1 protein-coding gene and 1 pseudogene are annotated in these 15,015 nt (G+C 76.2%); both read left to right on the top strand.

Annotation, left to right across the window (positions count from 1 at the left end; translation table 11 throughout):
- Position 1: 1 nt before the first annotated feature.
- Positions 2–6,952, top strand: a complete 6,951-nt coding sequence (locus FB471_RS14700; protein WP_141998758.1) for an SDR family NAD(P)-dependent oxidoreductase — start codon at positions 2–4, stop codon at positions 6,950–6,952.
- A 17-nt stretch (positions 6,953–6,969) separates the two neighbouring features.
- Positions 6,970–14,955 (top strand): annotated as a pseudogene (locus FB471_RS14695) (type I polyketide synthase); the annotation flags it as partial.
- Positions 14,956–15,015 lie beyond the last annotated feature (60 nt).

The following is a 15,015-nucleotide window of genomic DNA, read 5'->3' as shown; positions in this document are numbered from 1 at the left end:
GGTGGAGGTGACTGTGGACGGGCTGACCTGCTCGGTACTGGTCCGCGCGAGCGATCCGGTGCTGCGCGACCACACGGTGCACGGGACGAACATCCTCCCCGGAGTGTCCTTCCTGGACATGATCTTCCGCATCCTGCGGGCGCGGGGGGTGGACACCACCGGCGTCGAGCTGCGCAAGGTGCTGTTCCAGCAGGCCGTGGCCGCCGGGGAGGACTTCGACGCCGAGCTGGAGTTCACCTTCACCTGGCGGGACGGCCGGTACCACATCACGGCCACCTCCCGGGCGGTGCCGCATGCCGGTGCTCCCGGCGAGGCCGGCCAGGTACTGGTCTGCGAGCTGCTGCTGACCCCGGGGGATCCCGGCGTGCCGGGCGAGCTCGACCTGCCCGCGCTGCGCCGCGCCGCGAGCACGACCGTGGACATGGCGCAGCTGTACGGGACGGTGCGCACCGCGGGGATCGTGCACGGCGAGTTCATGCGCAGCGGCGGCACCCTGCACGTGGGCGCGGACGAGCTGCTCGCGGACCTCGAGCTGAGCCCGCGGGCCGCGGCGTACGTGGACCACTTCCCGCTGCACCCGGCCGCGCTGGACGCGGCCACCCTGCTGCCCAGCCAGTTCGCCGGGCACTTCGAGCGCCGCTTCGGCCACCTCGCGCGAGGGGAGCGCAAACCGTACATCCCGGTGTTCATCGAGTCCTTCCGGGCGCACGGCGGCACCGGGCGGTACTCGCACGTGCACGTCCGCCCGCCGCGCTACGCCGGTGCGGACGCCGACCTGAACACCTGCGACCTCGACTTCTACGACGAGCACGGCCGCGGCCTGATCTCGGTGCGGGGACTGACCTCCAAGCGGGTGCGGGAAGCCGAGTCGATCACCCGGCTGGCCGGCACCGAGCGGGCGAGCGCACCCGCCGCCCCGGTCGCCGGTGCGGAACCGGCGCCCCGGGCGGCCGGGCTCGAGGCACTGGTGCGCGGGCTGCTCGCGGAGAAGCTGGACCTCGCCCCGGACGCACTGGACGACGACCGCGGGTTCTACGAACTCGGGCTGGACTCGATGGCCCTGCTCCAGGTGGCGCAGGAGCTGGAGGGCGCGCTCGGGCTGGAGCTGTACCCGACCCTGCTGTTCGAGTACAACACCGTCGCCGGGCTCGCGGGCTACCTGCGCGAGGCGGGGGCCACCGGGGCCCGGCCCGCCGCCGAACCGGCGGCACCGGAGCAGGCCGGGCACGGGGACGAGGCCCCCACCGAGGTGGTGTACTTCCAGCGGCGGTGGGAACCGGCCCCACTGCCCGCGGCGGCCGTCCCCGGCGCCCCGCCGCTGCTGGTGGACCCCGCAGGGCGGCTGGGCGAGCGGGCCGGGCGGTTCGGCACCGATCCCGCCGCCGAGCGGGTGCTGTGGTGCCCGGAGACCGAGGACCCGGAGCGGGAGTACCTCGCCTTGCTGGAGTTCCTCGGCGAGCGGGTACGGGCCGGGTCCCGCGTCCGGCTGGTCTGCTGCGTACCCGGCGGGGACGGCGGCCCGCTCACCGCGCTCGGTGCCATGTTCGCCGGCCTGCGCCGGGAACATCCCGCGCTGCGCGCCTCGCTCGTGCTGCTCGGCGAGTCCGATGTGGACTCCGCGCTCGCCGAACTCACCACCGCGGCCGAGGGCGATGTCGAGGTCCGTTACCTGGCCGGGCGGCGGCAGGTGCGCCGCACCCGCCCCGTGCCCGAGCCCGAGGCGACGGCGGACCCGCGGCCGGATGGGGTGTACCTGGTCACCGGCGGTCTCGGCGGGGTGGGCCTCGCGCTGGCCCGCCATCTCGCCGGGCGTTCCCGCGCGGTAGTCCTCTGTGGACGATCCGAGCCGGACTCCGGCACGGACGAGCGGGTCGCGGAGCTGACCGCACTCGGCGCCGAGGTGTGCTACCTGCGCGCCGATGTCACCGACCTCGCCCAGGTCGAGGAGCTTGTCGCCACCGTCCGCTCGCGGTTCGGCGGGCTGCACGGGCTGGTGCACGCCGCCGGGGTGCTCGCCGACCGGACCCTGGTCGGCAAGACCGCCGCCGAGGCCACGTCGGTGCTGGCGCCCAAGGTGACCGGTACCCGCAACCTGGACCGGGCCACCGCGGCGGAGCGGCTCGACTTCTTCGTGCTGTGCTCCTCCACCGCCGGCTCCTGGGGAAACCCCGGGCAGTCGGACTACGCCTGCGCCAACGCCTTCCTCGACGCCTTCGCCGAGACCCGCCCGGAGGCGGTCTCCATCGGCTGGCCGGCCTGGCGGGACGGCGGCATGCCGGTGGACGACCGCGCCATGCGGGCCATGGGGCTGCGCCCGCTGGACGAGCGGACCGGGGTCGACATCTTCCGCCGCGCGCTCGGTGGCACCGCGAGTCACCTGCTCGCGCTGGCCGGGGACCGGCAGCGGATCCTCGCCGAGCTCGGCGAACCCGCACCGGCACGGGTCCGGGAACCGGAACCGGAATCGGAGGGCACGGAGCGGGACGCGATCGCCATCGTCGGGATCAGCGGGCGCTACCCGATGGCAGGGGACCTGACCGAGTTCTGGCGGAACCTGCGCCAGGGCAGGGACTGCATCACCGAGGTGCCCGCGGACCGCTGGGACCACGACGCCCACTTCCACCCGGAAAGGGGCAGGCCCGGCAGCACCTACGGCCGCTGGGGCGGTTTCCTGGACGGCATCGACGAGTTCGACCCGCTGCTGTTCCACATCTCGCCGAAGGAGGCGGCGGTACTCGACCCGCAGGAACGGCTGTTCCTGCAGACCGTGTGGCACACCTTCGAGGACTCCGGGCACGCCCCCGGGTCCTGGCACGGCCGGACGGTCGGCGTCTACGTGGGCGTGATGTACAGCCAGTACCAGCTCTACGGCGTGCGCCGTCCCGGCGAGGAACCCGGCCTGGTGCCGTCCTCCTTCAACGCGGCCATCGCCAACCGGGCCTCCTACTTCTTCGACCTGCGCGGGCCGAGCGTGGCGGTGGACACCATGTGCTCCTCCTCGCTCACCGCGATCCACCAGGCCTGCGACAGCATCCGCAACGGGGAGTGCACCGCCGCCGTGGCGGGCGGGGTCAACCTCACCGTGCACCCCAACAAGTACCTGCTGCTCGGCCAGTCCTCCTTCCTGTCCACCGACGGGCGCTGCCGGGCCTTCGGCGACGGCGGTGACGGGTACGTGCCCGGCGAGGGCGTGGGTGCGGTGCTGCTGCGCCCGCTGGCCGACGCGCTGGCCGAGGGGGACCAGGTGTACGCCGTCGTGCGTGGCCGCGCCGCCGGGCACGGCGGCCGGACGGCCGGGTTCTCGGTGCCCAACCCGGAGAGCCAGGCGCGGCTGGTCGTCGACGCCTTCCGGCGCTCCGGCACCGATCCGGCGACCGTCGGCTACCTCGAGGCGCACGGCACCGGCACCTCCCTCGGCGACCCGGTGGAGATCTCCGGGCTGCGCAAGGCCTTCGACCGCCTCGGCGGCGAGTCGGTCGGCTGCGCGATCGGCTCGGTCAAGTCCAATGTGGGCCACCTGGAGTCGGCGGCAGGAATCGCCGCGGTGAGCAAGGTGGTGCTGCAACTCCAGCACCGGGAGCTGGTGCCCTCGCTGCACGCCGACCCGCCCAGTACGGCCGTGGACTGGGCGAACTCGCCGTTCCAGGTGCAGCGCGAGCTCGCGCACTGGCCCCGGCCTTCCGGATCCCCGCGCCGCGCCGGGATCAGCTCCTTCGGTGCCGGCGGCGCGAACGTCCACCTGATCCTCGAGGAGTACCCGGCGCCGGAACCGGCGACCGAGCCCGCGCCGGGGCAGCGGGTGTTCGTGTTCTCCGCCAAGACCGAACCGCGGTTGCACGAGCTGCTGCACCGGATGGTCGGCTTCCTGCGCTCCGCGGGCGAGGAACCCGCGCCGCCGGAGCGGGTGCGGGAACGGCTGGCCGGGCTGCTCGGCGAGCTGCTCGGGGTGCTACCGGACGCGGATGGCGAGGCGGAGAGCCTCGCCGGTCTCGGCCTGGACTACCCGCAGCTACTGGCGCTGGGCGAGGCGATCGAGCGGGAGTTCGGGATCCGGCTACCACCCGGCGAACTCACTGGAGAGTCCACAGTGGATAGTCTTGCCGCCGGGCTGGCCGGGCAGGACGGCTCCGGCACCCGGCGGATCGATCCGGACGCGCTGGCCTTCACCCTGTGGGCGGGCCGGGACGCGCTGGAGGAACGGCTCGCCGTGCGGGCGGGCGGCGTGGCCGAACTGGTGGAGCTGCTCACCCGTCACCTGGCGGGAGAGAACCCCGACGGCACCTACCGCGGCACGGCGACCAGGGCGGGCGCCCAGGACGAGGACCGGGTGCGGGCCTGGGTGCGGGGCGCCGAGGTCGACCTCGGCGACCTCGCCGGGGCGGCCCGGCCGCGCCGGATCTCCCTGCCCGGCTACCCCTTCGACCGGGTGAGCTGCTGGGTGGACGAGCCCGCCCCGCGGGCCGGGGAGGGCACCGCGGGCGGCGCCGCCCCGATCGCGGTCCCGGAGGGCTACCTGTGCCCGGCCGAGCTGTCCGTGGAAAGCCACCCGTGGCTGGCCGAGCACGTGCTCGGCGGCCAGGTGCTCGTACCCGGCACCGCCTTCCTCGGGCTGGCCTGCCAGGCGGGTGCCGCGATCGGCACGCCACGGCTGGCCGAGCTCGTGCTGCCCGCCCCGCTCGCGCTGCCCGCGGGCGACGGTGTGCGGGTGCGGACCCTGGTCGCCACCGCCGACCGGCAGGGACACCGGCAGGTCACCATTCTCGCCCGCCCGCGCGGTGCGGGCGAGGAGCGGCCGTGGACCACGCACGCCACCGGCACCCTCGTCCCGGCGGGGCCCGCCCCCGAACCCGGCGATCAGGGGCACTGGCCGCCACCGGGTGCCGAGCCGGTCGACCTGGCCTGCCTGTACGACCGGCTCGCCGCGGCGGGTACCCAGTACGGTCCCGCCTTCCAGGGCCTGCGGGCCGCCTGGCGGGAAGGCGGCACCGTGTACGCCGAGGTCGAGTCCCCGGCTGCCGCGTCGCCCGATCCGGAGTTCGCGGTCCCGCCCGCGTTGCTGGACGCCGCGCTGCACCCGGTCGCGCTCGGCGGCTTCCTCACCGACGATCAGCGGCCGCACCTGCCGTTCGCCTGGACCGGGGTGTCCGTGCGCGGACCGGTGACCGGTGCCGTGCGGGTGCGGCTCACCCCGGCCGGCCCGGACGCCGTCGGCCTGCTGGTCACCGACCGGGTGGGCCGGGAGCTGCTCACCGCCGACGCGCTGGCCCTGCGCCCCCGGCCCAGCACGCCCGCGGCCGTGCCCGAGCACCTGCTGCGCCCGGAGTGGACCCCGCTGCCCCGGCAGGCGGAGGCCGGTCTGCCCGCGGAATGCGCCGTGCTCGGCACCGACCCGGCCGGGGCGGTCGCCGCGCTGCCCGCGGCGGGGGTCACCGTCGCCCACCACCCGGACCTGGCCGCCCTCGCCCGCGCCGAGAAGGTGCCGGACCTGGTGCTGGTCACCCCGGAAACCACCGCGGGGAACCCGGTGGCGGCCGCGCACCGGCACGGCGGGCAGGCCCTGCGGCTGGTACGGGACTGGCTGGCCGAACGCCGGTTCGACCATGCCCGGCTGGTGCTGCTGACCGGGCGGGGCGAACCGGACCCGGCCCAGGCCGCGGTCGCCGGGCTGTGGCGCTCGGCCCTGCTGGAGAACCCCGGCCGGTTCGGGCTGGTCGAACTCGAGCCGGGGGCCACGGCACTCCCGGCCGCGCTGGGCAGCGGCGCCGAGCGCGCCGCGGTCCGCGGGCAGGAGGTGCTGGTTCCGGAGCTGACCCCGGCGCCCGGCCCGGCCGCGCCGAGGTGGTCCCCGGACCCGGCGGGCACGGTGCTGGTCACCGGGGCGACCGGCGCGCTCGGCCGGATGCTCGCCCGCCACCTCGTCACCGAGTACGGCGTGCGGAACCTGCTGCTGACCAGCCGCCGCGGCCAGGACGCCCCCGGCGCCGCGGAGCTGGAAGCCGAGCTGACCGGGCTCGGCGCGCGGGTCGGCACCCGCGCCTGCGATCTCGCCGACCCAGGTGCCGTGCGCGACCTGCTGGCCACCGTGCCCGGCGGGCATCCGCTGACCGCGGTGCTGCACTGCGCGGGCACGCTGGACGACGGGGTGCTCACCGCGCTGGACCAGCGGCGCCTGGACACGGTGCTGCGGCCCAAGGCGGACGCCGCGTGGAACCTGCACGAGCAGACGGCGGACCTGCCGCTGTCGGCGTTCGTGCTGTTCTCCTCGGCCACCGGCACCCTCGGCGGCGCGGGGCAGGGCAACTACGCCGCGGCCAACGCCTTCCTGGACGCACTCGCCCGGCACCGCCGCGCCGCGGGGCTGCCCGCGCTCTCGCTGGCCTGGGGGCCGTGGACCGGTGGCATGGCGGGGGAACTCGCCGCGGCCGACCGGGAGCGGCTGGCCCGTGCCGGGGTCGAGCCGCTGTCCCCGGCCGAGGGGCTCGCGCTGTTCGACGCCGCCTGCGGGCGGGAGGAACCGGTACTGGTCCCGATCAAGCTGTCCCACCGCTCCGCGCCGCGGCAGCACACCGAACCCGCGGAGCCGGCCCCGAGCATCCCGGATCCGGCGAGCCTGGACGAGCCGCGGCGCAGGCAGGTGCTGGACGAGCTGGTCCGCGGGCAGGCCGCCGAGGTACTCGGCTACCCGGGTGCGCGGTCCATCGAGCCACACCGGGAGTTCCAGGAGCTCGGCTTCGACTCGCTGTCCGCGCTGGACTTCCGCAACCGGCTGGACACCGCGCTCGGCTGTCACCTCTCCGCGACGTTGATCTTCGACTACCCGACGCCCGCCCTGCTGGTCGAGCACCTCACCGGTGAGTTCGGGGACGGCGCCACCGGCACCGGGGAGTGGCTCACGGCGGCCAGCGACGACGAGGTCTTCGCCTTCATCGACAACGAACTGGGGGTGCGGTGAGTACCGAGAGCAAGCTGCGCGAGTACCTGCGCCGGGTCACCGCCGAGCTGTACGAGACGCGGCAGCGGTTGCGGGCCCGCGAGGACGCCGACCCGATCGTGATCGTCGGCATGGGCTGCCGCTACCCGGGTGAGGTCGCCACCCCCGAACAACTGTGGGACCTGCTCGACGCGGGCCGCGACGCCATCACCGAGTTCCCCGACGACCGCGGCTGGGACCTCGACCGGCTCTACCACCCCGACCCGGACCACCCCGGAACCTCCTACACCCGGCACGGCGGGTTCCTCGCCGACCCGGCGGGGTTCGACGCCGCGTTCTTCGCCATGTCCCCACGGGAGGCGCTGGGCACCGACCCGCAGCAGCGGCTGTTCCTGGAGACCTCGTGGGAGGCGCTGGAACGCGCCCGGATCGCCCCCGGCTCGCTCGGCGGCAGCCGCACCGGGGTGTTCTGCGGGCTGATGTACCACGACTACCCCGGCTCCTCCGGAGCGGGCAGCGTCACCTCCGGCCGGGTCGCCTACGCCCTCGGCCTGGAGGGGCCCGCGCTCACCGTGGACACCGCCTGCTCCTCCTCCCTGGTCACCGTGCACCTCGCCGCGCACGCGCTGCGCACCGGCGAGTGCTCGCTGGCGCTGGCCGGCGGGGTCACGGTGCTGGCCAGGCCGGACACCTTCGTCGAGTTCAGCAGGCAGCGCGGGCTGGCACCGGACGGCCGGTGCAAGTCCTTCGCCGCCTCCGCCGACGGCACCGGCTGGTCCGAGGGTGCCGGGGTGCTGGTGCTGGAGCGGTTGTCCGACGCCCGGCGCAACGGGCATCCCGTGCTGGCGACGGTGCGTGGCTCCGCGGTCAACTCCGACGGCGCGAGCAACGGCCTGACCGCGCCGAACGGGCCCGCGCAGCAGCGGGTGATCCGGGACGCGCTGCTCGACGCGGGCCTGACCCCTGGCGACGTGGACGCCGTGGAGGCGCACGGCACCGGAACCACCCTCGGCGACCCGATCGAGGCGCAGGCACTGCTGGCCACCTACGGCGGGGGCAGGGCCGAGGACCGGCCGCTGTGGCTGGGCTCGATCAAGTCCAACCTCGGGCACAGCCAGGCCGCGGCCGGGGCGGCCGGGATCATGAAACTGGTACTCGCCATGCGCCACGGTGTGCTGCCGCGCACCCTGCACGTGGACGAGCCCAGCCCGCATGTGGACTGGTCCGGCGGCACCGTCCGGCTGCTCACCGAGTCACGGCCCTGGCCGGAGACCGCGGCGCCGCGCCGGGCCGCCGTGTCCTCCTTCGGGGTGAGTGGCACCAACGCGCATGTGATCCTCGAGCAGCCACCCGCGGCCGAGGAGCCGCCGGTACCGGAGCACGACGGCCGGGTGCTGCCGCTGGTGCTGTCCGGCCGCACCGCGACGGCACTGCGCGAGCAGGCCGGCCGGGTACGGGACCTGCTGGCCGGCCAGGACGCGCCGGCACTCGCCGGAACCGGGTACTCGCTGGCCACCACCCGGACGGCCTTCGAGCGGCGCGCCGTGGTGCCGGCCGCGGACCGGGCGGAGGCGCTGCGCGGGCTGACCGAGCTCGCCGAGGCGACACCCTCGGCCGAGGTCGTCGAGGGTGCCGGGGACGCCGCCACCGATCCCGGCAAGCTGGTGTTCGTCTTCCCCGGCCAGGGTTCGCAGTGGGCCGGGATGGCGGTGGACCTGCTGGAGACCTCCCCGGTGTTCCGGCAGCGGATGGCCGAGTGCGAGGCGGCGCTGAAGCCGTTCCTCGACTGGCCGGTGACCGGGGTGCTGCGCGGCGAACCGGGCGCCCCGGCCATGGACACCGCCGAGGTGGTGCAGCCGGTGCTGTTCGCCGTGCTGGTCTCCCTGGCCGCGGTGTGGGCCTCGGCCGGGGTGCGGCCGGACGCGGTGCTGGGGCACAGCCAGGGCGAGATCGCCGCCGCCTGCGTGGCCGGTGCGCTCTCCCTCGACGACGCCGCCAGGGTGGTGGCGCTGCGCAGCAGGGCCCTGTCCGCGCTGGCCGGCCGGGGCGGGCTGGCCTCGGTCGCGCTGTCCCCGCCGCGGGTAGCCGACCGCATCGCCCGCTGGTCCGGGCGGCTGTCGGTGGCCGCCGTGAACGCCCCGGACTCGGTGGTGGTCGCCGGGGCGCCGGAGGCGCTGGAGGAGCTGCTCGCCGAATGCGAGGCCGAGGAGATCAGGGCCCGCCGCATCGACGTCGACTACGCCTCGCACTCGCCGCAGGTGGCCGACATCCACGCGGAGCTGCTGGAGGTACTCGCCCCGATCACCCCGCGGCCGGCGGAGATCCCGCTGTACTCCACCGTGGCCGAGGGGGACGACCCCCTCGGCTGGCTGGACACCTCCACCATGGACGCCGAGTACTGGTACCGGAACCTGCGGGAGACGGTCGGTTTCGCGCCGGCCGTGACCGCCTTGCTGGGCCAGGGGCACGGCACCTTCGTCGAGGTGAGCCCGCACCCGGTGCTCACCTCGGCCGTGCAGGAGACCGCCGATGCCGCCGAGGCCGACGCGGTGGTCGCGGGCACCCTGCGCAGGGACGAGGACGGGCCGCGGCGGTTCCTGCTGTCCCTGGGCGAGCTGCACGTCCACGGGGTGGCGGTGGACTGGACCTCGGCGTTCCCGGACACCGGCACGGTGGACCTGCCCACCTACCCGTTCCAGCGGGAGCGGTACTGGGCCACCGCAGCCACCGGCGGCGACGCCGCCGGTTCGCTCGGCCTCACCGCCGCCGACCACCCGCTGCTCGGCGCCGTGGTCGGCACCGCGGCCGACGGCGGCCTGCTGCTCACCGGCAGGCTGTCCACCCGCACCCATCCCTGGCTGGCCGAGCACGCGGTCGGCGACCAGGTGCTGCTGCCCGGCACGGCCTTCGCCGAGCTGGCGCTGCGCGCCGGGGACGAGGTGGGCTGCGACCAGCTCGCCGAGCTGACCCTGCAGGAACCGCTCGTCCTGCCCGGGCGGGCCGAGCTGCTGCTCCAGGTCAGCGTGGCCGCCCCTGGCGAGGACGGCAAGCGCGAGCTGGGCGTGTACTCCCGGCCCGCGGACGGCGACGCCGAATGGAGCAGGCACGCCACCGGCCTGCTCGCCGCGGGCGGCCCCGCGGCCCCGGCGCGTCTCGAGCAGTGGCCACCGGCCGGTGCCACCCCGGTCGAGGTCGCCGAGGTGTACGACCGGATGGCCGGCGCCGGCCTGCACTACGGGCCGGCCTTCCGCGGCCTGCGCAGGCTCTGGCGGGGCGAGGGTGAGCTGTTCGCCGAGGTGGAGCTGACCGGGGACACCGATCCCGCGGGTTTCGGCCTGCACCCCGCGTTGCTGGACGCCGCGCTGCACCCGCTCGGTCTCGGCACCCTGCACGGTGGCGAGGCCGAGGCCGAGGTCGAGGTCGGGGGTGCGTGGCTGCCGTTCGCCTTCGGCGGGCTGCGGCTGCACGCCGTGGGCGCCACCGCGCTGCGGGCGCGGCTGACCGCCGCCGGGCCGAACACCGTCCGGGTCGAGCTCACCGACACCGGCGGCGAACCGGTCGCCCTGGTGGAATCGCTGGCCGTGCGGCCATTCGATCCCGGAGCGGCCACCGCGGTTGCCACCGGACCGGCGGGCACCCTCTACCGGCTGGACTGGCCCGAGCTGCCCGCACCGGAGACCGCGCGGGGCGGGCACTGGGCACTGCTCGGCCCGGACCCGCTGAACCTGGCCGGGGCCGCGGAGGCGGCCGGGATCCGGCTGGACCGGCACCCCGACCTCGCCTCGGTCACCGGCACCCCGGACACCGTGCTGGTGAGCCTGCCCGCGCCGGAGCAGCCCGGCGCCGCCGCCACCCGGGCGGCCGCGCACCGGGCACTGGAACTGGTGCGGGACTGGCTGGCCGAATCCCAGGCCGAACCCACAGCGCAGCGGTTCGCCGACGCCCGGCTGGTGCTGCTCACCAGCGGCGCCGTGGACACCGGCGCCGGGATCGCCGACCCGGCGGGCGCCGCGGCCTGGGGGCTGCTGCGCTCGGCGCAGGCCGAGCATCCGGACCGGTTCGTGCTGGCCGATGTCACCGGGGAGCCCGGCGCGCTGCCCGCGGCGCTGGCCACCGGGGAGGCGCAGCTCGCCCTGCACGGGGGCACGGTCCGGGTGCCGAGCCTGGCGCGCGCCGACCCTGCCGAACCCGCCCGCTGGGACGAAGGCGGCACCGTGCTGATCACCGGGGCCACCGGCACCCTCGGCGGCCTGCTCGCCCGGCACCTGGTGACCGCGCACGGCGTGCGGAACCTGCTGCTGACCAGCCGCCGCGGCCCGCAGGCCCCCGGCGCGGCCGAGCTGGAGGCCGAGCTGACCGAGCTCGGCGCCGGGGTCACCCTCGCCGCCTGCGACGCGGCCGACCCCGACGCGCTGCGCGCCCTGCTGGCCGGCGTCCCGGCCGAGCACCCGCTGACCGGCGTGGTGCACGCGGCAGGGGCACTGGACGACGGGGTGGTCGAGGCGCTCACCGCCGACCGGCTGGACACGGTGCTGCGGCCCAAGGTGGACGCCGCGTGGAACCTGCACGAGCTGACCGCGGACCTGCCGCTGTCGGCGTTCGTGCTGTTCTCCTCGGCCACCGGCGTGCTCGGCGGGCTCGGCCAGGCCAACTACGCCGCGGCCAACGCGGCGCTGGACGCCCTCGCCGCGCACCGCGGGCAGCACGGGCTGCCCGCGGTCTCCCTCGCCTGGGGCCTGTGGGAGCAGGACAGCGGCCTCACCGGCGAGCTGGCCGCCGCCGACCGGGCCAGGATGGCGCGCTCCGGCTTCGCCGCACTGTCCACATCGGATGGATTGGAGCTGTTCGACGCGGCGGGCGCGGGCGCGGAACCACTGCTCGCCCCGCTGCGGTTGGACCTCGGCGCGCTGCGCCGATCCGGCGCCGTCCCGCCCGTGCTGCGTGGCCTGGTCCCCGCGGCCGCGCGCCGGTCCGTCACCGCCACCGCCGGTTCCGGTGGCTCCGAGCTGGCGCAACGGCTGGCAGGGAAGTCCGCGGGCGAGCGCGGGCACATCCTGCTGGAACTGGTACGCACCCAGGTGGCGGTGGTGCTCGGCCTGCCGGGCCCGGAGGATGTGCCGCGGGAAAGGGCGTTCCGCGACCTCGGGTTCGGCTCGCTGAGCGCGGTGGAGCTGCGCAACCGGCTCGCCGCAGCCACCGGCATCCGGTTGCCCGCGACCCTCGCCTTCGACCACCCGAACGCCACCGCGCTGGCCGGGCACCTGGACGGCAGGCTTTCCGGCGCCACGGCCGAGCGGCCGGCGCCGCCTGCGGGCACCCGGTCCACCGCCGAGGACCCGATCGCCATCGTGGCGATGAGCTGCCGCTACCCCGGCGCGGCCGACACGCCGGAGGCACTGTGGCGGCTGCTGGACTCCGGCCGGGACGCCATCGCCGAGTTCCCCGACGACCGCGGCTGGGACCTCGACCGGCTGTACCACCCCGACCCGGACCACCCCGGCACCAGTTACGTGCGGTCCGGCGGTTTCGTCGACGGGGTGGCCGAGTTCGACCCCGCCCTGTTCGGCATCTCCCCGCGCGAGGCCGTGGCGATGGACCCGCAGCAGCGCCTGCTGCTGGAGGCCACCTGGGAGGTGTTCGAACGGGCCGGCATCGCGCCCTCGGCCACCCGCGGCAGCCGGACCGGGACCTTCGTCGGGGTGATGTCCAACGACTACAGCCAGCGGCTGCGGGACGTGCCGGCCGAGGCCGAGGCCTTCGTCGGCACCGGCAACTCGGCCAGCGTGATCTCCGGCAGGCTCGCCTACGCCTTCGGGCTGGAGGGACCGGCGCTGACCGTGGACACCGCCTGCTCCTCTTCACTGGTCGGGTTGCACCTCGCGGTGCGCGCCCTGCGCGCGGGGGAGTGCTCGATGGCGCTTGCCGGCGGGGTCACGGTGCTCAGCACCCCCGCCGTGTTCGTGGACTTCAGCAAGCAGCGCGGGCTCGCCGGGGACGGCCGGTGCAAGCCCTTCGCCGGCGCCGCGGACGGCACGGCCATGGCCGAGGGCGTCGGGTTGCTGCTGCTGGAACGGCTTTCCGAGGCACGCCGCAACGGGCACCCGGTGCTGGCGCTGGTGCGCGGCAGCGCGATCAACTCCGACGGTGCCTCCAACGGGCTCACCGCGCCGAACGGCCCGGCGCAGCAGCGGGTGATCCGCCAGGCCCTCGCCGACGCCGGGATGGAGCCCGGCGAGGTCGACGCGGTGGAGGCACACGGCACCGGCACCGAGCTCGGCGACCCGATCGAGGCGGAAGCCCTGCTGGCCACCTACGGGCAGCGTGCCGAGGGCGCGCTGCAGCTCGGCTCCGTCAAGTCGAACCTCGGGCACACCCAGGCCGCCGCCGGGGTCGCCGGGGTGCTCAAGATGGTGCTGGCGATGCGGCACGGGACGCTGCCGCGCACCCTGCACGTGGACGCACCCTCCCCGCACGTGGAATGGGACACCGGCCGGATCGAGCTGCTCACCGAGCCACGGCCGTGGCCGGAGACGGGGCGGCCCCGCCGCGCCGCGGTGTCCTCCTTCGGGATCAGCGGCACCAACGCGCACACCATCCTGGAGCAGGCCCCCGCCGAACCGCGGCCGCCGGCAGGGACCGAGCCCGCGGCCGTCCCGGTGCCGCTGGCCGCCCGCACCCCGGAGGCCCTGCGCGAGCAGGCGCGGCGGCTGCACGCGGCGGTGTCCGCGGACCCCGGGGCGCGGCTGGGCGACCTCGGCTACTCGCTGGCCACCACCCGCGCCGAGCTCAAGCACCGGGCCGCGCTGGTCGCCCGCGACCGGGAGGAGCTGCTGACCGGGCTGGCCGGGCTGGCCGGGCTCGCCCGCGGGCAGGACGCGCCCGCGCCGGCCACCGGGTCGGCCTCGGGTGGCAGGCTCGCGGTGCTGCTGCCCGCCGGGGAGGACCTGCCGGGCGGCCTCGGGGCACAGCTGCATGCCGAGTACCCGGCCTTCGCCGACACCATGGACGCGGTCTGCGCCGAGCTGGACCGTCACCTCGACCGGCCGGTGCGCGCGCGGATACTCGCCGGGGACACCGCGGGCGCCGCCGCGGCCTTCGCGGTACGGGTGGCGCTGCTGCGGCTGCTCGAATCCTGGGGCCTCGCCCCGGACCTGATCGCCGCGGAGGAACCCGCCGACCCGGCCGCCGCGTATGCCGCGGATGCGCTGTCCCTGCCGGAGGCGGCCGCCAGCGCCGCCGGTGCCGGCGCGGACTCGCGGGAACCACGCGTCGCCCTGGTGACCGGCCCGGACGCGGCGCGGGAGCGGGGAGCGAGCACCGTGCTGGTGCTCGGGTCCCCCCGGCCCGGCACCGAGGGGCTGCGCGCCGACCTCCCCGCGCACCACGCGGTGACCGACGCGCTGGCCCGGCTGTACGTGCGCGGGCACGCGGTGGACTGGTCCGGGGTGTTCGCCGGGCGGGACGTGCGCCGGGTCGGGCTGCCCACCTACCCGTTCCAGCGGCAGCGGTACTGGCCCGAGGCCCGGCGGGAGCCACCCGCGGCGCCGGAACCGGCCGCCGACCACGAGACCGGCGAGTGGCTGCTCGCCCCGCCGCCGGGGGAGGACTACGAGATCGTGGTGCGCCCCACCGGGGTCTGGGCACGCCGGATCACCCCACCACCCGCCGAGGACTCCACTGTGGACGCCACTGTGGACGCCGCGGCGGCCGGGGAGGAAGGGAACCTGCGCGAGCAGCTGGACCGGCTGCCCGAGAGCGAGCGGGCGGCGCGGGTCGAGCAGGGCGTGTGCAACCTGGTCGCCGCGGTGCTCGGGCACGAGTCCGCCGCGGAGGTCGACACCGAGGCCGACCTGATGGACCTCGGCATGTCCTCGGTGGCCGCGCTGGAACTGCGCAACCACCTCGCCGAGCTCACCGGCCTCGACCTGGCGGCGGACCTGCTCTACGAGTGCCCCACGCCCGGCGCGCTCGCCGCGCACCTCGCCGCCGAGCTCGGGGTGCCGACAACCGACGGAACGCCATGAGTACCGGAGGCCTGCTCAGGACCGACCCGGCGACCGCGGGCCGCAAGGCCCGTGCGAGCA

The sequence above is a fragment of the Amycolatopsis cihanbeyliensis genome, assembly GCF_006715045.1.
In the GTDB taxonomy this organism is placed as follows: domain Bacteria; phylum Actinomycetota; class Actinomycetes; order Mycobacteriales; family Pseudonocardiaceae; genus Amycolatopsis; species Amycolatopsis cihanbeyliensis.
Note: the sequence above shows the minus strand (reverse complement) of the source record. Positions and strands in the feature narration are given on the sequence as shown.